Below are 18,676 nucleotides of genomic sequence, written 5' to 3' on the forward strand. Positions count from 1 at the left end.
GCCGCGCCCGGTTCCCGCCAGCCGGGGTGCTGTATGTCACGTGCCCCAAAGCCTTGATCAATGGGCGTTTGGTGACAGTTGCGGTGTTAGCTTCATGAGCTGGGTTGGGGGCGGAAAGACTGGAGCTACGGGAGAGATGGGCCGAGCGGACGCGCGACGGGCGCAGAAGAGCACCCGCACAGCAAAGGGCAAGAAGCCCAAGAAACCTGGGAAGAGCGGCATACGCCGCTTCTTCACGTGGAAGAAGCTGCTCGCCTACTTCGTGGCGCTCATCGCTCTCGGGGCGGGGGCCTGCGTGGCGCTCTACATGTACGTGGACGTCCCCAAGGGCAACAGTCAGGCCAAGCTGCAGAGCAACGTCTTCAAGGACGCCGACGGCAAGATCATTGCCCGTAGCGGCGACGTCAACCGCCAAGAGGTGGACCTCAACAAGATCCCGCTCGACGTCCAGCACGCCGTCGTCGCCGCCGAGAACAAGAACTTCTACACGGACCCCGGCGTCGACGTCTTCGGCACCGCCCGAGGCGTCCTCAACACCCTCATGGGCCGTGGCAAGCAGGGTGGTTCGACCATCACCCAGCAGTACGTGAAGAACTACTACCTGGATCAGCGCCAGACCGTCACCCGCAAGGTGAAGGAACTGGTCATCTCCCTCAAGGTGCAGAAGGAGAAGTCCAAGGACGAGATCCTCGCGGGCTACCTCAACACCAGCTTCTACGGCCGCGGCGCCTACGGCCTCCAGGCCGCCTCCCGCGCGTACTACAACAAGGACGTCGACAAGCTCACCCTGGAGGAGGGCGCCTACCTCGCGGCGCTGCTCCAGGCCCCCAGCCAGTACGACTGGTCGGTGGCCACCCCGGCGGGCAAGGAGAACGCCAAGGCCCGCTGGAACTACGTCCTGGACAAGATGGTCGAGCAGAAGTGGCTCGACAAGGACAAGCGCGCCACGATGCAGTTCAAGGAGCCCGGCAAGCCGCCGGCCCCGAAGGGCCTCACCGGCCAGAACGGCTATCTGGTCGAGGCCGCCAAGGCCGAGATGCGCAAGAAGCTCGTCAAGGACGGCCGCCCCGAGAGCGACCTCGACGCCGGCGGCTGGACGATCACCCTCAGCGTCGACAACAAGAAGCAGAAGGCCCTGGAGAAGGCCGTCAAGGACAAGCTCCTCGACGACCTCGACCCCAAGGCCCGCGCGGTCGACAAGAACGTCCAGGTCGGCGCAGCCTCCGTGGACCCGAAGACCGGCAAGGTCGTCGCCCTCTACGGCGGCACCGACGCCCTCCAGCACTGGACGAACAACGCCACCCGCGAGGACTACCAGGTCGCCTCGACCTTCAAGCCGCTGATCTTCGCGTCGGCGCTGGAGAACAAGTCCACCACCCAGAACAAGGTGCGCATCAACGCGGGCACCCTCTACGACTCCACCTCCGAGCGCCCGGTCACCGGCACCGAGGAGCACTTCGCCCCGGAGAACGAGGACGGCTACGCGCACGGCATGATCCCCGTGCAGAAGGCCATGAACGACTCGGTCAACTCCGTCTTCGCGCAGATGGCCATCGACGTCGGCCTGCCCGAGGTCAAGAAGACCGCCGTCGACATGGGCATGAACGGCAAGGTCAAGGACTTCGTGGAGAAGCCCGCCATGTCGCTCGGCTCCATGGGCAACAGCCCGCTGCACATGGCCGGCGTCTACGCGACCCTCGCCCACCACGGCAAGAAGGTCACGCCCTCGATCATCAAGTCGGCCTCGCAGAACGGCAAGGACCTGTCGCTCGACAACCCGATCGGCGGCGACGCGATCTCGCGCAACACCGCCGACGGCGTCACCACCGTCCTCAAGGGCGTGGTCGACGACGGTACGGCCTCCGTCGTGCAGAGCGTCGGCCGCCAGGTCGCGGGCAAGACCGGCACCTCCGACGACAACAAGTCCGCCTGGTTCACCGGCTACACCCCCGACCTGGTCACCGCCATCGGCCTGTTCGGCGAGGGCGAGGGCGGCAAGCAGGTCACCCTCAAGGGCACCGGCGGCAACGGCCGCGTCAACGGTGGTACGTACCCGGCGAAGATCTGGGCGGCCTACACCGCGGACGCGCTCCAGGGCTCGGACGCCGAGGAGTTCGACCTCGACACGGACATGAGCACGACGGTCCCGGCGATCCCCGGCCCGCCCGCCTCGTCCAGCCCCTCCGCGCCCGCCTCGCACAGCCCGTCGCCGTCGCCCTCGCGGCCCTCGCAGTCGCCGTCGGCCTCGTCCTCGCGGACCCCGTCCCGCGGCCCGTCGTCGGCGCCCCCGTCCTCGCGGCCGCCGGTTCCGCCGGTCACCCCGAGCAGCAAGCCGCCGAGCCCGCCGGTCCCGCCGACCGGCGGCGGCGGACTGGAGCCCAACGGGAGCCGTGAGCCGATCCGGAACTGAGGTTCTGTCAGCCACCCGGCCCCGGCCGCTCACCCTCTGTGTAGGGTGAGCGGCCGGGGTTTCTGGTACCTCGGTACCTGAGTTGTCCGGGGGGACTCGAGCATGGCCGCGCTGGAACCGCTGCGGGAAACGACGCCGTCGCGGATCGGACCCTACGAGCTTCTCGCACGGCTCGGCTCCGGCGGCATGGGCGAGGTCCACCTCGCCCGCGGCCCCGAAGGCACGGTCGCCCTCAAGACCGTCCGCGCCGCCCTCGCCGGCGAGCCCGGCTTCCGCGCCCGGTTCCGGCGCGAGATTGCCGTCGCCCGCTCCGTCGACAGCCCCCACGTCGCCCGGCTGACCGGCGGCGACGCCGACGCCGACCCGCCGTGGCTCGCCACCGAGTACGTGCCCGGGCCCACGCTCGCCGAAGCCGTACGCCTCGCCGGGCCCCTCCCCGCCGCGACCGTCCTTGCGCTCGGCGCCCACCTCGTACGGGCCCTCCACGCCGTCCACGCCGCGCCCGCGCTCCACCGCGACCTCAAGCCCGGCAACGTCCTGCTCGCCGCCGACGGCCCCCGGCTCATCGACTTCGGCGTCGCCCGCGCCCCCGACGCCACCACCCTCACCGGCACCGGGCTGATGGTCGGCACGCCCGGCTTCATGTCCCCCGAGCACCTCAGGGGCGGCCGGCACGTCGTCGCCGCCTCCGACGTCTTCTGCCTCGCCTCCGTGCTCTGCTACGCCGCGACCGGCGAGGACCCCTTCGGCGACGGGCCCCTCGCCGCCGTCCTCCACCGCGTCTCGCAGGCGAAGGCCGACCTGTCGTCCGTCCCGGACCCCCTCCGCGGCATCCTCGCGGACTGCCTCCGCCCCGACCCCGCCGAACGCCCCGGTACGGACGCGCTGACGGCACGCTTCGGCACGCCGCGCGAGGGCGCGTTCGGCTGGCCGCCGGCGATCCGGGACCGCATCGCGAGCGACCGCGCGGCGGCGGAGTTCGCGACGGTGCGGGGACGGCTTGTGGCGGCGCGGTGCGATCCCCCTGCGGGGGCCGCGGCTGTGCCGGCGCTTTCCTTCCGCCGCGACGGCGATCAGCCTCCTGCGGCGTTTTCGGCGGTGCCGGACGGGCCTGAGGCGGGTACGGCACCGCCGGGCTCCGCCGCGGGGGTTGAGCGCCGTGGCGGCGGGCTTGAGGGGGCGGACCTTGCAGGACCGGCGCCGGCGCCTTCCTTCCGCCGCGACGGCGATCAGCCCCTGGCGGGGTATCCGGCGGCGCCGGAATCGCCTCGGGGCTCGGCCCTGCCGTCCTCCGCGCACGATCTGCCGACGATGGGCGCCCCGCACCCCCGTGCGGTCCAGGCGTCGCCCCCGCGCCGCCCCCGTACCGCGGTCAAGCTCGGCCTTGCCGGGCTCGCCGCCTGCGCCGTCGGTGCCGCGGTCGTTTTCGGGGTCTATCAGGGCACCCGCCACGACGACGGCGATGCCGGCAAAAAGCCGGAGGCCGCCACGGCCGGCGAGGCCCCCGCCACCGGGTCGGACGGCGTCGACGAGAACGGCGGCCCCGACAGGGCGGGCACGCTCCCGGGGCCGGGCGCCGCCGCCCGCCCCGCGGGCTGGCACGCGTGGTCCGGCAAGCTGTCCAAGGGCCCGCTCGGCTGCGCCGCCGACGCCACCGCCCTCGTCTGCCAGCTCGTGGACGGCTCCTACGAGGCCGTCGCGGTCAAGGACGGCAAGCAGCTCTGGCGGTACGACCCCGTCGAGAGGCCGGAGGAGACCGGGGCCACGGCCATGATCAGCCCCACCGGCCTGTTCATGATTCCCGGCGGCGGCCTGCCGCCCGCGGTCCGCTCCGGCACGGCCGTCGTCGCCGCCGGGGGCAGGATCCAGGCCCGGGACGTGGCGAGCGGCAAGGTGCGCTGGGAGCAGAAGCCCGAGGGCGGCGAGTCCTTCAAGGGCGAGCCCCTCGTCGTGGACGGCCGTGCCTTCGTCGGCGTCAACGTCGCCGGCCAGGGCTACGACCTGCATGCCTACGACCTCTCCGACGGCCGCGAGCTGTGGCACAAGCGCCTCGCCAGCGTGCAGCTCGCCCGCGCCTTCCAGCAGGCCTTCGCACCCGTGGCCGCCAAGGACGGGATCGTCTACGCGCGCTCCGAGCGCGGCGTGAGCGCCTACGACGCGGCGACCGGCGCCGAGCGGGGCGAGACGGAGCCCGTCGCGAACGGCTGCGGCGAGATCCTCGTCCAGGGCGGCTCCGTGCTGTGCGGCGAGCGCAGCGGCGACCGCGGCGGCGAACACCTGACCATGCACCGGTTCGACGCCCGCACCCTCGCCCCGGGCACGGACATGCCCCTGACGGGTGTCAGGAGCGTGAACGCCCCGCACATCACGGCGGTGAACGACAAGGTGTTCGTCGGGACGGACAGCAAGGGCCCGGCAGTGGTCGTCATCGACCGCACGGGCACCGCCCCGACGGCGTTCCGCCCGGTCCCGGTATCGCCGGGGCTCTCCCCCAACCTGCTGGTGTCCACGCCGCTGATCGTGGGCGACCAGGTGCTGTACGCCTCCAACGACGCCCTCCACCGGATGCCCCTGGCCGGCGGGAAGGTGCTCAGGACGCTGGTCGAGGGCGCCCCCGGCGACCGCACGGAGCCCGCCTACGACAAGAAGAACGGCATCGACATCGCCAAGTCCGTCCGGGCTCCCATCGCCCTGCCTGCCGGCGGCGTCGTCCACATCGTCTACGACCAGGGCGCCATCCGCTCGGTCGAGCTGCCGCACTAGGGGAGCACCGTGCTGGAACCACTCACCGGGCCGCCGCGCACGGCGGGCCCGTACCGCCTGCTGGGCATGCTGGGCGCGGGCGGTATGGGCGAGGTGTACCTCGCGCGCCGCACGGACGGCGCCGCCGCCTCCTCGCTCGTCGCCGTCAAGACGGTCCGTCAGGACCTCGATCTGACGGCGGAGTTCCGGACCCGCTTCCGCCGGGAGATCGAGGCCGCACGGGCCGTCCGCAGCCCCTACGCGGCCGCTCTCGTGGACGGCGATGCCGACGCCGCCCTGCCCTGGCTCGCGACCGAGTACGTCGCTGGCCCCTCGCTGGCCGAGGCCGTCGCCCGGACGGGCCCGATGCCCGCCGGCGCCGTGCGCGCCCTGGGCGCCGGCCTCGCGCGGGCGCTGGCCGACGTGCACGCCGCCCGCGTCCTGCACCGCGACCTCAAGCCGGGCAACGTCCTGCTCGCCGCGGACGGCCCCCGGCTCATCGACTTCGGCATCGCCCAGGCCTTCGACGCCACGGCCCTGACCACCACGGGGCTCATCGTCGGCACGCCGGGCTTCATGGCACCCGAACACCTCGAAGGCAGCCGCGCGGTGGTCGCCGCGACCGACGTCTTCTGCCTCGGCGCCGTGCTGTGCTTCGCCGCGACGGGCCGCGGCCCGTTCGACGACGACGAGCTCGGCGCCGTCGTCTACCGCATCTCGCGCGCCGAGGCCGACCCGGCCGTGCTCGCGGCCCTCCCCGGCGGCCTGCGCGAAACCGTCACCGCCTGCCTCGCCCTCGCCCCCGCCGACCGCCCCACTCCGCAGGAGCTGATCGGACGGCTGTCCGGCGAGCCCTGCGCGTGGCCGGACGGCGTACGGGCCCTGATCGCCGGACACGAGGCGGCGGCCGCAGCCGTACGGGCCGAGGCGGGTTCGGCACCGCCGGACGCCGCCGTTGCGGCTGATCGCCGCGGCGGCGGAGGAGCCGGGGCCGGCCCCGCGTCCGCGGGGGCCGCGGCCTCCGCGCCGCAGCGGCCCGCGCACCCGCCGGCCGTCCCGCACGCCCCCACCCAGCTGGGGTACGCCCCCGCCGCGCCCGCGCAGCCCGCCCCGCGGCGCTCACGCCGCAAGGCCCTGCTGGCGGGTGCGGCCGCGTTCCTGGCCGCCGCGGCGATCGGGGCGGCCGTGGCGTTTCCGCAGCTCACCGGGGGTAAGGGCGCTCCCGGGGACGCGGCGGCGGCAGAGGCCGCCCCGGCCGCGTCCGGCGCGAAGGCCGCGCGCGTCGTCCTTCCCTACGGCAACGCCGGGCACAGCGGCGAGTTCGGCCGGGCCGCGCAGGACCGGTCGGCCCGGCCGGCCGGGTGGGCGCCGTGGAACACCCGGCTGGACGTGGGGGCGACCGCCTGCGCCCTCAGCGGTCCCGTCCTGGTCTGCGGCACCGCCGCCGGCGGCGCCGCTGGGCTGGACGCGGCGACGGGCAAGCGGCTGTGGAGCATCCCTGCCGAGGGAGGGGCGAAGGCCGCGGTGCCCGCCCCCGCCGTCGCCGACGGCGTCGCGTACGTTCCTCAGGGCCGCGGCATCACCGCCGTCGACCCCGCCGGCGGACGGCCGCGCTGGTCGATCGCGGCACCGGCCGGCACCTTCCTCAGCATGATGGAGCTGTCCGGCGGCGTCCTCTACGCCGTCTGGAGCGCCGACGGCGACGAGCCCGGCACCCGCATGACGGCCCACCGCGCCGACGCCGGCCACCAGCAGCTGTGGCAGACGGAGCAGAAGACCGACCTCGGGGGCAGCCTGCTCGTGCACGGCGACAGGCTCTACCTGTCGTCGACCACCACCACGTACGCCTTCGGCACCCGCGACGGGAAGGAAGCCGCCCGCCGCCCGCGCCTCATGTGCGCCATGTCCCTCGCGTACAAGGACGCCCTGCTGTGCGCCCTCAACGGCGACCTCGGGGTGAAGGTCCTCGACGCGCGCACCCTGGAGCCGCGTACGGTGCTGGCCCCCGATGTCCGCGTCGCCGCGCCCCCTGTGGTCGGGGACCGCGGTGTGCTCGTCGTCCAGGGCGACCGGGAACTCGCCGGCTACGACTTCGCCTCCGGGGAGCGGCTGTGGGCCGACGCCTTCAAGGACAGTCTGCCGGTGCTCGGCGGAGACCGCGCCCTGATCGTCACGGACGACCAGCTCTACGCGTACGGTCTCGACCGCGGGGCGCAGCTCGGGCAGGGCAAGAGGTACGGCGGCCACGACTGGTCGAAGGCCCGGCGGGTGCCGCAGGCCCTGGCCGTGGGGCAGGCGGTCTTCCTGGCCTACCCCGACGGCACGGTCATCTCCGGCTACGCCCCCTGACCCGCGGCCGGCCCGGTCAGCCGCCGTTGACCTTGGTGGCGATGCGGTCGCCGACCTCCTTGTCGATGTTGCGCCAGTACTGCAGGGCCCGTTCCTGCACCGGCTTGCTGACGCCGTTGCTGACATGGCCGGCGACGTTGGAGACGAGGCGGTCGCGCGCGGCGTCGTCGAGGACCTTGCGGACCATCGTGCCCGGCTGGCCCCAGTCGTCGTCCTCGCGGTGCAGCTTGTACGCCTCGCGGACCATCTCGCCCGCCGCGTACCAGCCGGCGACGTCGCCGAAGCGCTGGGTGTCGGCCGCCGGGCCGCCGTAGGAGTTGGGGGCGTACGGGCGGGCGACGTTCGCCGGTTCGTAGCGCATCGGGCCGTCCTTCGCGTACGAGCGGACGGACGAGCGGGCGCGGTTCGGCGGGAGCTGGGTGTAGTTCGGGCCGATGCGGTAGCGGTGCGTGTCCGGGTAGGAGAAGAGCCGGCCCAGCAGCATCTTGTCGGGCGACGGGCCGATGCCCGGCACCAGGTTCGACGGCTCGAAGGCGGCCTGCTCGATGTGGACGAAGAAATCGTCGGGGTTGCGGTCGAGCGTCATCCGGCCGACCTCGATCAGCGGGTAGTCGCCGTGCGGCCACACCTTGGTGAGGTCGAAGGGGTTGAAGCGGTAGTTCGGGGCGTCGTCGAACGGCATCACCTGGACGTACATCGTCCACGTCGGGGCGTTGCCGGCCTTGATCGCGTCGAAGAGGTCGCGCCGGTGGAAGTCGGCGTCCTCGGCCGCCATCCGGTCGGCCTCCGCCTGGGTGAAGAACTCGATGCCCTGGTCCGTCTTGACGTGGTACTTGATCCAGAACCTCTCGCCGCCGCCGTTGACCCACAGATAGGTGTGCGAGCCGTAGCCGTTCATGTGCCGCCAGGTGCGCGGGACGCCGCGGTCGCCCATCAGCCACGTGACCATGTGGGCGGACTCGGGGGAGAGGGTCCAGAAGTCCCACTGCATGTCGTTGTCGCGGAGGCCGTTGTCGGGGCGGCGCTTCTGCGAGCGGATGAAGTCCTGGAACTTCTGCGGGTCGCGGACGAAGAAGACCGGGGTGTTGTTGCCGACCAGGTCGTAGTTGCCGTGCTCGGTGTAGAACTTCAGGGCGAAGCCGCGCGGGTCGCGCCAGGTGTCGGGGCTGCCCTGCTCGCCCGCGACCGTGGAGAAGCGGGCCAGCATCTCCGTGCTGCGGCCCGGCTGGAAGAGGTCCGCCTTGGTGTACTGGCTGACGTCGTTGGTCACACGGAAGGTGCCGTACGCGCCGCCGCCCTTGGCGTGGACCACCCGTTCGGGGACCCGCTCCCGGTTGAACTGGGCCATCTTCTCGATCAGATAGTGATCCTGGAGCAGGATGGGGCCGGTGTCACCGATGGTGAGCGAGTGCTCGTCGCTCTCGACGGGGATGCCGACGTTGTTCGTGGTGTACGGGGTCTGCTGCGCCGAATCGGTCATGGGACGCCTCCCGGTACGGGGATGGTGAGGGCGCGCGGCAGTGCTGCCCTCCACCTCGCCAGTCAACTCCGCCGACGTGATGTCGGCAACAGCAGTCTGGACACTGTCCAGAATTCCACCGCGTACGGGTGAAACGGGCGTGCGCCGGATTTCGGCCGGAGGTCCGGGGGGTGTCCCCCGGGAATCACCGGGCGTGCGGCGGCAGCGCCAGTTCGAACCACACCACCTTGCCCGTGCTCAGCCGGGTCGCGCCCCACCGCCGGGCCAGCCGGTTGACCAGGTACAGCCCGCGGCCGCCCTCGTCCGAGGGCCGGGCCTGCCGCAGCCGCGGCAGCTGCGGCACGTCGTCGCCGACCTCGCAGCGCAGCACGTCCGTGCGCAGCAGGCGCAGCGTGATCGGCCGCTCGGCGTACCGCACGGCGTTCGTGATCACCTCGCTGACCAGCAGCTCCACGGCGTCCGTGAGCTCCTCCAGGCCCCAGCGGGTCAGCGCGCGGCGGGCCAGCCGACGCGCCTGGCGGGCCGTCTGCGGGCGCGGGTCCAGGAACCAGTACGCGACGTCGCTGGGCGCGATGCCCTCGAAGCGGGCCGCGAGCAGGGCGATGTCGTCGTCCCGGTCGCCCGGGCCGAGCATGCCCAGCACCTCGTCGCACAGGGGCTCCAGGGGCGGCGGGTTCGGGCCGGTCAGCCGGGCGGTCTCGATCAGCCGCTCGCGCAGCTGCTCGATGCCCGTCCACACGTCCCGCAGCCGCGACTCCACCAGGCCGTCCGTGTAGAGCAGCAGCGTCGCCCCCGCGGGCGCGTCCAGCTCCACGGCCTCGAAGTCGACCCCGCCCACGCCGATCGGCGCGCCCGGCGGGACGCGCAGGACCTCCGCGCGGCCGCCGCGGTGCAGCAGTATCGGCGGCGGATGCCCCGCGTTGGCGATCACGATGCGGTGCGCGACCGGGTCGTACACCGCGTACATGCAGGTGGCCATGCGGTCCGAGCCGAGGCGCTGGGCCTGCTCGTCCAGGTGGTGCAGCACCTCGGCCGGGGGCAGGTCCAGGCCCGCCAGGGTCTGCGCGGTCGTGCGCAGCTGGCCCATGATCGCGGCGGAGGTCATGGAGTGGCCCATGACGTCGCCGACGACGAGGGCGACCCGGTTGCCCGGCAGGGGGATCGCGTCGTACCAGTCGCCGCCGACGCGGGCGGTCTCGGCGGCCGGCAGGTAGCGGCTGGCGAGCCGGACGCCGGTCGGCTGGGGCAGGGAGTCGGGCAGCATCGTGCGCTGCAGCTCGTCCGCGATGTACACCTCGCGGCCGTAGAGCACGGCTTTGTCGACGCCGAGGGCGGTGTGCGTGGCCAGCTGCGCCGCCACGAGGAGGTCGTCGTTCTCGAACGCGGCCCGGTCCGGGCGGCGGACGAACACCGCGGCGCCGATCACCCGGCGCCGCCCCCGCAGCGGCGCCAGGATCGTGCGCTGCCGGTCCGGGACGGGCCGGTCGTCGCCGAGCAGCTCGGGAAGGGCCGCCCGCGCGGCGGAGGAGTCCCCGAAGACGGGTCTGACACCCCGCAGCACCTCCGCGAGCGGCCCCCCTATGCGCACCTCGCAGCGCTCGGCCGCGCAGCCGGCGAGGTCCGGTACGGGCTCGGGGCGCTCGGCGCCGGGGTCCGCGGCGTCGCCCTCGCCCGCGCCGCGCACGTGCTCGGGCAGCTGGTCGGTGCGGCGCAGCCGCAGCACGACGGGGCCGACGGGCCGCTCGTCGCCGACCGGCAGCGGGTCGCGCAGATAGACGAGGATGGCGTCGGCGAACGTCGGCACGGTGGCCCGGCACAGGCCGAGCACGATCTCGTCCAGGTCGATCCCGCGGGCGATCCGCCGCGTGGCGGCCCCGACGAACCGCAGCCGCTCGCCTCCGGCGGGGTGGCCGGCGGCGCCCGCGGGTGCGGGGCGGCCGGTGTCCTCCGGCCCTGCCGGGCCCGGGTGACCGGCGGCCTCGGTGGCCGGGTGGGGAGCGGTGTTCGTGGCGGTGGCGGAGGCGCCTTTCGACCGCGGGGCCGGGCCGCTCCCGCCGTCCGGGTCGCCGGCCGTGACGGCGGGGCGGTCGGCGGCCTCCGCCGGTGCGGTGGCCTGCGGGGCGCCCGCCGGGCCCGGGTGACCGGCGGGCTCCGTGGCCGGGTGATGAGTGGCGTCCGCGGTGGTGGCGGAGGCGCTCTTCGACCGCGGGGCCGGGCCGCTTCCGCCGTCCGGGCCGCCGGCCCTGCGGGTGTCCGGGGAGCCTGCCGCGGTGGCCTCGGGCGCGGCCGGGTTCGCGCGGGCGGTGGTGTCCGCCGGGCCGGTGGCGCTCTCCGGGCGCGCGGAGGGGCCGTCCGCCGCGGGGTGCTCTCCGGACGCGGCGGGCTTCCGGGCATCGTTGTCAGACACCGCGGCCGGGGCCCGCTCGGCCACGCCGGCGGGCAGCGCGGCGGAGGCCGCGCCGTCGGCCCGGGAGCGACGGCCCCGTGATCCGGCGGCCGGGGCTTCGGCGGCTTCGCCGGCACCGGACCCGTCGGCCTGAGGCCCGCCGGTCCGGGTTCCGGTGGCGCTGGGGCCGTCGGCCGGGGCGCCCGTGGTCCGGGACGGGCCGGTCCGGGTCCGGGCGGTCCGTGCGCCGGCGGCTCCGGAGCCCGTGGCGCGGGACCGGGCGGGCTGAGGCTCCTCGTCCTTGGATCCGGCGGCCCGCGACCGGGTGGCCCGGGGCTCGCCGGCCGGGGAGCCGGTGGTCCGGGAGGCCGGGGCAGGGGACCGGGTGGCCCCGGGCTGCGTGGCCTCGGGTCCGGTGGCCCGGGGTCCCGTGGGCGCGGGCGCCGGGCCCGGAGCCGCCGGGGCGCCTTGGGCCGGGAGGCCCTCCGGCTCCGGGTGCGAGCTCGCGCGCGTGCGGGCGCGTGCGGGGCCGCCCGCCGGGTCGTCCGCGGCCGGGCGTGTGCCCGCGTGGGCGTCCTCGCGCCGCTGGGGCGGGACGCCCTGCGGCCCCGGCCCGGGGGCCGGCCGCGGACGCCCCGGTTCCGGATCCGGGGCAGAGGCAGCGGCGGGTGCGGCGGCCTGCCGCACCGCGGCGATCCGCTGGTTTCCGTGGGAGTCGGTGTGCTCCGTCACGCGTGGGGTTCCATCCGTCGGGGCCGTGCGCCCGCTCGCGCGGGTGCACCGTGGGTCAGGCGCGTCGCAGATTGAGGAAGAGCTGGATCTCGGGTGGCACGTCCGTACTCGCCGGGGCGTACGCCGGCGAGTTCTCCCCGGCGACTTCGAAACCCGCTTCGCACACGACCTGGCGCAGTTCGTCCCGCAGGTATCCGGATACCCGGATCGTGTTGCCCAGGAACGGGATCGCGTAGTCGTCCACGTCCGCCTCGACCATCGAGAGGGCGAGCAACCCGCCGGGTCTCAGCAGCCCGTGGAGCATCCGCAGCGCGTGCGGGATCTCCGGGCGGGGCAGCATCAGCAGCGAGAAGAACGCGGCCACGCCGTCGAAGACGCCGAGGCGGCCGTCCCGCAGCTCCGCCAGGTCCACCAGGTGGAACTCGGCCTTGGGGACGTTGTCCCGGGCCAGCTCCAGCATGCCGGGCGAGAGGTCGACGCCCACGACGTGGTGGCCCGCGTCGGCCAGTTGCCGCGCGGTCGGCAGGCCGGTGCCGCAGCCGACGTCGAGGATGCGGGAGCCCGGCGGCAGGGCGGCCGCGAGCCAGGCGCCCGCGCCGAGCTGGCCCTCCTTGTGCGGGAAGGCCTCGTCGTAGCGGTGGCCGATCGCGTCGAACGCCTCCGCCTGCCCGCTCCGGTCCAGCCCCGGGCGGGCGTAGCCGTCGTAGTCCCGCCGGTTCCCGTCACCGCTCACGGCGCCCGCCCTCCCTGTGACCGTTGACCGTATTCCCTGAACAAGCGTCACATGCCGTGCTCTGTTCGTGCCGTGCTCGTGCCCTGCTGCTGTGCAGTGCCGCGGAGGCCGATCCTACGGTTGCCCGGCGGGCCGGTGCCAAGCGGTTGGCCGCCTTACTGTCGAATCCGCGCGGATCATGCCCGGATCCGGGCCGGGGAACGGTCCCAGTCGGCCGGCAGTGAGGGCACCGGCCAGGCCGGGTCCGGCCGCCAGTCCTCCCAGCCCGCGGCGAACGGCGCGGCCCAGGCCTCGATCCGCTCGACCGCGGCCCGGCCGGCGGCGCGCACCCGCTCGGCCTGCCCGGCGGACATCAGGCCCGCCTGCTGCGCCTGCGCGAACTCGTCCTCGTCCTTCCACTGCCAGCTGCGGTCCGGGTAGACGGCGATGTCGAGGAAGTGGTCCTCGGAGTCCACGCCGCCCGCCCAGCGGGCCAGCGGCTCCTCGAGGTTCACGTACCAGTTCTTGAAGCGCCAGTCACGGTCCCAGAACAGCCAGACCGACCACGGCTCGCCGGGCCGGGCGAGCTTCAGCACCCCGGTGCCGGACCACGGGGCGACCTGCGTGGTGCGGGGCTTGGTGTAGCGCGTGGCGAGGGGCTCCTGGTGGACCGGGGTGCCGTCGGCGAGCAGCGGCCGCACGCACGCGGTGCCCGGCGCGACCCAGACGGCGAGCAGGTCGGCGGTGTCCTGCACGACGGTGACGGGGCGGCAGATGTGGACGCGGTCGGTGGCATTGCCCCGGTAGCGCCAGAGGATCTGTTCCCCCGGCGCCCAGGAAGGTGCGCTGTCGCTTGCGCCTGCCGTGTCGACCGTCTCCGCGTCCGCATCCGCTGTCATGCGGAGATCCTAGGTTGCGGTGGTGAGGGCGCGCCGTGACGTGTGCCGCACGGAGCACGGTTACCGGCGGACGCGGTGGAGACCGTGGCCGCGGATGCCGCCGCGCCGCACCCACGCTCCGGGCGTTCCTACGGCCGCGTCATCCGCAGGACGTCGAGCGCCTCGTCCAACTGCTCCAGCGTCAGCAGGCCCTGCTCTACGTAGCCGGATTCGAGGACGACCTGGCGGATCGTCTTCCGTTCCGCAAGAGCCTTCTTGGCCACCTTCGCCGCCTCCTCGTAGCCGATGTAGCGGTTGAGGGGCGTGACGACGGACGGGGACGACTCCGCGTACTCGCGGGCCCGTTCCACGTTGGCGGTGATGCCGTCGACCGTGCGGTCGGCCAGCAGCCGGGAGACGTTGGCGAGCAGCCGCACCGACTCCAGGACGTTCTTCGCCATGACCGGGAGCATCACGTTGAGCTCGAAGTTCCCGGCGGCGCCCGCGGTCGCGACCGTCGCGTCGTTGCCGGTGACCTGCGCGGCCACCATCAGCACGGCCTCGCAGATGACCGGGTTGACCTTGCCCGGCATGATCGAGGAGCCGGGCTGCAGGTCCGGCAGGCTGATCTCGGCCAGCCCGGCCCGCGGGCCCGAGCCCATCCAGCGCAGATCGTTGGCGATCTTGGTCAGGCCGACGGCGACGGTGCGCAGCTGGCCGCTGGTCTCCACCAGGCCGTCACGGGCGCCCTGCGCCTCGAAGTGGTTCCGGGCCTCGGTCAGCGCCAGCCCGGTCGTGCGGGCGACCTCGGCGATGACGGCGGCGGAGAAGCCGGGCGGCGTGTTGATGCCGGTGCCGACCGCCGTGCCGCCCAGGGGAAGTTCGGCCAGGCGCGGCAGGGAGGCGCGCAGCCGCTCGACGCCGTAGCGGACCTGCGCGGCGTAGCCGCCGAACTCCTGGCCCAGCGTCACCGGCGTGGCGTCCATCAGGTGCGTACGGCCGGACTTGACGACCTCGGCGAACTCCTCCGCCTTGCGCTCCAGGGCCGCGGCGAGGTGCTCCAGCGCGGGGACGAGGTCGCCGGTGACGGCGGCCGTCGCCGCGATGTGGATGCTGGACGGGAAGACGTCGTTGGAGCTCTGCGACGCGTTCACGTGGTCGTTGGGGTGCACCGGGCTGCCCAGGCGCTCGCTCGCCAGGGTGGCGATGACCTCGTTGGCGTTCATGTTGGAGGACGTGCCGGAGCCGGTCTGGAAGACGTCCACGGGGAAGTGGTCGTCCCAGCGCCCCTCGGCGACCTCGCCCGCCGCGGCCTCGATCGCCTCGGCCACGTCCTTCTCCACCACGCCGAGCTCGGCGTTGACCCTGGCCGCCGCGGCCTTGATCCGGGCCAGCGCCTCGATGTGCGCCCGCTCCAGCCGCTGCCCGCTCACCGGGAAGTTCTCCACCGCGCGCTGGGTCTGCGCCCGCCACTTGGCGTCCGCCGGCACCCGCACCTCGCCCATCGAGTCGTGCTCGATCCGGTACTGCTCACCATCGGTCATCGTCACTTACCTCCTGACAGAGCAAGCGTTTGTCCGGTTCACCGTGTTCCCAAAAGGCACTACCGCCTAGTAAATACCGCGGGTAACAACTGAAATAGGGGAGGCCACTTTGACACGCAGACCCACCCTGCGCTGTTCACTCGCCGCCGTCGCCGCGCTCGCCGCGGCGTTCGGCGGCCTTGCCGTCACCGGACCCGCCGCCCACGCGGCCCACGCGCCGCACGCACCCCACCCCGCGGCCCGTACCGCCGCCGCGGCACCCCTGCCGCCCGGGCTGGAGAAGATCCGCGCCGCCGAGGCCGTCAAGCTCTACGGCAACGCCGCCGAGCGCCCGCTCGCGGAGCGCAAGTCCTCGCTGCTCTCGCTCGGCGACAGCGAGATCTCCGGCGAGGGCGTCGGCACCTACGAGCCGGGCACGAACGGCCCGGACAACTGGTGCCACCGCTCGCCCGACGCCGCCATCCACCGCACCGGCATCCCCGCGGACGTCACCTACAACGTCGCCTGCTCCGGGGCCTACACGGGCAACATCCGCATCGGCGGCTCCAAGCAGTACGCGGACGAGCTCGTCCAGAGCGACAGCCTCGCGATCAAGGCCCGCAACACCCGCGTGAAGCTGGTCCTGCTCGTCGCCGGCGCCAACGACGACCTGCAGTTCGGGCCCGTCATGACCGACTGCGTCACCCGCTACCTGACCCTCCAGGGCACCTGCGAACCCAAGTACGCCCCCGGCTGGCAGGCCCGCGTCGACGGCCTCGTGCCCAAGGTCGAGCAGACCGTACGGGACCTGCGCACGGTCATGAAGGACGCCGGCTACGCCGACGGCGACTACAAACTCGTCCTCATGGGCTACCCGAGCCCCATCGGCCCCGACTTCGAGGACAACCCGTCCTTCCCCGGCAAGCTCCCCGGCGGCTGCGTCGGCTACACCTCCGACGCCGCGTGGGGCCGCAACGCCGCCGTGCCCGCCTTCGAGCGCGGCATGCGCCGGGCCGCCCGCGACACCGGAGCCCTCTACCTCGACAACTCCCGCCTCTTCCACGGCCACGAGGTGTGCACGGACAACACCTGGGCCCGCGGGCTCTACGTCGACGTGACGAACCCCTTCCCGCCGAACGAGAACTCCGTCCGGCAGTCCTTCCACCCCAACCAGCGCGGCCACGGCGCGTTCGCGTCCTGCCTGACCCAGCTCTACCGCTCCGGCTGGCAGGAGGCCGGCTGCGCCGACCCCGCGAGCACGGGCACGCCCGTACTGACCAAGGGCGGGTGGGACGACGCCTTCCGGCCCCTGAAGAACGAGGCCACCGGCACCTGCGTCGACGCCTACGCGGCGAGCAGCCGCAACGGGACCACCGTCGGCGGCTGGGACTGCACGGGCAACCGCAACCAGGACTGGGCCTACGACTCCGGCACCAAGGCGCTGCGGACGGCGCTGTCGCACGACCGGTGCGTGGACGTTCCCGGCGGGAAGTACGCGGCGGGGACGGCCGTGGTGCTGTGGGACTGCCACGGCGGCGGGAACCAGCAGTTCGTACGGGACGGGGCGACCGTGCGGCCGGCTGCGGCCGGTGGGTTGTGCCTGACGCTGGGAGCGGCCAAGGAGCCCGTGCGGTTGCAGGCGTGCGACGGTTCCGCCCGGCAGCGGTTCGCCTGAGGCGCGGTTCGGCACCGCCGGACCGCCGCATCGTGGTTTCCCGCCGTGCGGCGGAACGAGAGGACGGGCCCCGCTTGCGCGGGGCCCGTCCACGTGTCAGCTGGTGCGGACCGGAATCGACGTGAACGTCGGCGCCGGGGCCGGATCCACGAAGAAGTCGTTGCCCTTGTCGTCCACGACGATGAACGCCGGGAAATCCTCGACCTCGATCTTCCAGACCGCCTCCATGCCGAGCTCCTCGTACTCCAGGACCTCGACCTTCTTGATGCAGTCCTGCGCGAGGCGGGCCGCCGGGCCGCCGATCGAGCCGAGGTAGAAGCCGCCGTGGCCGCCGCACGCGTCGGTGACCTGCTTGCTGCGGTTGCCCTTGGCGAGCATCACCTTGGAGCCGCCCGCGGCCTGGAACTGCTCGACGTAGGAATCCATGCGGCCGGCCGTCGTCGGGCCGAAGGAACCGGACGCGTAGCCCTCGGGGGTCTTGGCCGGGCCGGCGTAGTAGACCGGGTGGTCCTTGAGGTACTGGGGCATCTCCTCGCCCGCGTCCAGCCGCTCCTTGATCTTCGCATGTGCGATGTCGCGGGCCACGACGAGCGGTCCGGTAAGCGAGAGCCGGGTCTTCACGGGGTACTTGGTCAGCTCCGCGAGGATCTCGTCCATGGGCCGGTTGAGGTCGATCCGGACGACGTCGCCCTCCGACTCCAGGTGCTCGTCGGTGGTCTCGGGGAGGAAGCGCGCCGGGTCCGTCTCCAGCTGTTCCAGGAAGACGCCCTCGGGCGTGATCTTCGCGAGCGCCTGGCGGTCGGCGGAGCAGGAGACGGCGATGGCGACCGGGCAGGACGCGCCGTGGCGCGGGAGGCGGACGACGCGCACGTCGTGGCAGAAGTACTTGCCGCCGAACTGGGCGCCGATGCCGATCTTCTGCGTCAGCTCGAAGACCTTGTCCTCCAGCTCCTTGTCGCGGAAGCCGTGGCCGAGCGCGGAGCCCTCCTCCGGCAGCTCGTCCAGGTAGTGCGCGGAGGCGTACTTGGCGGTCTTCAGCGCGTACTCGGCGGAGGTGCCGCCGACGACGATCGCCAGGTGGTACGGCGGGCAGGCGGCCGTGCCGAGCGAGCGGATCTTCTCCTCCAGGAACTTCATCATGCTCGCCTCGTTGAGCACGGCCTTCGTCTCCTGGAAGAGGAAGGACTTGTTGGCCGAGCCGCCGCCCTTGGCCATGAAGAGGAACTTGTAGGCGCCGCCGTCGGTCGCGTACAGCTCGATCTGCGCGGGCAGGTTGGAGCCGGTGTTCTTCTCGTCCCACATGGTCAGCGGGGCCATCTGCGAATAGCGCAGGTTGAGCTCGGTGTAGGCGTCGAAGATGCCGTGCGAGAGGGCCTTCTCGTCCTCGCCCCCGGTCAGCACGTTCTGGCCGCGCTTGCCCATGACGATGGCCGTGCCGGTGTCCTGGCACATCGGCAGCACGCCGGCCGCGGCGATGTTGGCGTTCTTGAGCAGGTCGAGCGCGACGAAGCGGTCGTTGGGGGACGCCTCCGGGTCGTCGAGGATCTTCCGCAGCTGCGCGAGGTGGGCCGGGCGCAGGTAGTGGGAGATGTCGTGCATCGCCTCGGCGGCCAGCTTGCGCAGCGCCTCCGGCTCCACCTTAAGGAACGTGCGGCCGTCGGCCTCGAAGGTCGACACGCCCTCGGAGGTGACCAGGCGGTACGGAGTGTTGTCCTCGCCCAGGGGCAGGAGGTCCGTATAAGCGAACTCAGAGGCAGACATGTGCAGCGGGTTCCTCACTCGGCAGGCA

The 18,676-nt window shown here is 73.4% G+C and carries 10 protein-coding genes; 4 read left to right on the top strand and 6 right to left on the bottom strand.

Annotation, left to right across the window (positions count from 1 at the left end; translation table 11 throughout):
- Positions 1-136: 136 nt before the first annotated feature.
- The 3 genes from IF61_RS0118435 to IF61_RS0118445 all read left to right on the top strand — a co-directional run bounded on the left by IF61_RS0118435 (position 137) and on the right by IF61_RS0118445 (position 7,501).
- Complete coding sequence (locus IF61_RS0118435; protein ID WP_030367525.1) at positions 137-2,410, top strand: transglycosylase domain-containing protein; 2,274 nt, start codon at positions 137-139, stop codon at positions 2,408-2,410.
- Positions 2,411-2,512: 102 nt separating this feature from the next.
- Positions 2,513-5,173, top strand: a complete 2,661-nt coding sequence (locus IF61_RS0118440) for a protein kinase domain-containing protein (protein ID WP_030367526.1) — start codon at positions 2,513-2,515, stop codon at positions 5,171-5,173.
- A 9-nt stretch (positions 5,174-5,182) separates the two neighbouring features.
- Positions 5,183-7,501 carry a protein kinase domain-containing protein gene (locus IF61_RS0118445; RefSeq protein WP_030367527.1) on the top strand — a complete coding sequence of 773 codons (2,319 nt, stop codon included), beginning with the start codon at positions 5,183-5,185 and terminating at the stop codon, positions 7,499-7,501.
- 16 nt (positions 7,502-7,517) lie between these two features.
- On the opposite strand, the gene IF61_RS0118450 is transcribed toward IF61_RS0118445, so the two are convergent.
- The 5 genes from IF61_RS0118450 to IF61_RS0118470 form a co-directional block, all read right to left on the bottom strand.
- Positions 7,518-8,981 (bottom strand): catalase, encoded by a 1,464-nt coding sequence (locus IF61_RS0118450; protein WP_030367528.1) that lies wholly within the window; start codon positions 8,979-8,981, stop codon positions 7,518-7,520.
- Between the two features lie 184 nt (positions 8,982-9,165).
- The gene (locus IF61_RS0118455) at positions 9,166-11,412 is read right to left on the bottom strand and encodes a SpoIIE family protein phosphatase (RefSeq protein WP_052392800.1); all 2,247 of its coding nucleotides are present in this window, start codon (positions 11,410-11,412) and stop codon (positions 9,166-9,168) included.
- 742 nt (positions 11,413-12,154) lie between these two features.
- Entirely contained in the window at positions 12,155-12,832 is a 678-nt protein-coding gene (locus IF61_RS0118460) for a class I SAM-dependent DNA methyltransferase (protein ID WP_030367530.1), read from the bottom strand.
- A 176-nt stretch (positions 12,833-13,008) separates the two neighbouring features.
- Positions 13,009-13,710: a cytidylyl-2-hydroxypropylphosphonate hydrolase gene (gene fomD / locus IF61_RS0118465; protein ID WP_030367531.1), complete on the bottom strand. Its 702-nt coding sequence runs from the start codon at positions 13,708-13,710 to the stop codon at positions 13,009-13,011.
- Between the two features lie 128 nt (positions 13,711-13,838).
- Positions 13,839-15,233 (bottom strand): class II fumarate hydratase, encoded by a 1,395-nt coding sequence (locus IF61_RS0118470; protein WP_030367532.1) that lies wholly within the window; start codon positions 15,231-15,233, stop codon positions 13,839-13,841.
- Positions 15,234-15,342: 109 nt separating this feature from the next.
- Between IF61_RS0118470 and IF61_RS0118475 the strand changes: the two genes are divergently transcribed.
- Entirely contained in the window at positions 15,343-16,887 is a 1,545-nt protein-coding gene (locus IF61_RS0118475; RefSeq protein ID WP_052392795.1) for a ricin-type beta-trefoil lectin domain protein, read from the top strand.
- 96 nt (positions 16,888-16,983) lie between these two features.
- On the opposite strand, the gene IF61_RS0118480 is transcribed toward IF61_RS0118475, so the two are convergent.
- Positions 16,984-18,648, bottom strand: a complete 1,665-nt coding sequence (locus IF61_RS0118480; RefSeq protein WP_030367534.1) for a fumarate hydratase — start codon at positions 18,646-18,648, stop codon at positions 16,984-16,986.
- Between the last annotated feature and the right edge of the window lie 28 nt (positions 18,649-18,676).

The sequence above is a fragment of the Streptomyces roseoverticillatus genome (genome assembly GCF_000719265.1).
GTDB lineage: Bacteria > Actinomycetota > Actinomycetes > Streptomycetales > Streptomycetaceae > Streptomyces > Streptomyces roseoverticillatus.

Bases quoted from the DNA above. Each gene is read 5' to 3' on its own strand.
- IF61_RS0118435 (WP_030367525.1), top strand. From the start codon at position 137: ATGGGCCGAGCGGACGCGCGACGGGCGCAGAAGAGCACCCGCACAGCA.
- IF61_RS0118440 (WP_030367526.1), top strand. From the start codon at position 2,513: ATGGCCGCGCTGGAACCGCTGCGGGAAACGACGCCGTCGCGGATCGGA.
- IF61_RS0118450 (WP_030367528.1), bottom strand. From the start codon at position 8,981: ATGACCGATTCGGCGCAGCAGACCCCGTACACCACGAACAACGTCGGC.
- fomD (WP_030367531.1), bottom strand. From the start codon at position 13,710: ATGACAGCGGATGCGGACGCGGAGACGGTCGACACGGCAGGCGCAAGC.
- IF61_RS0118470 (WP_030367532.1), bottom strand. From the start codon at position 15,233: ATGACCGATGGTGAGCAGTACCGGATCGAGCACGACTCGATGGGCGAG.
- IF61_RS0118480 (WP_030367534.1), bottom strand. From the start codon at position 18,648: ATGTCTGCCTCTGAGTTCGCTTATACGGACCTCCTGCCCCTGGGCGAG.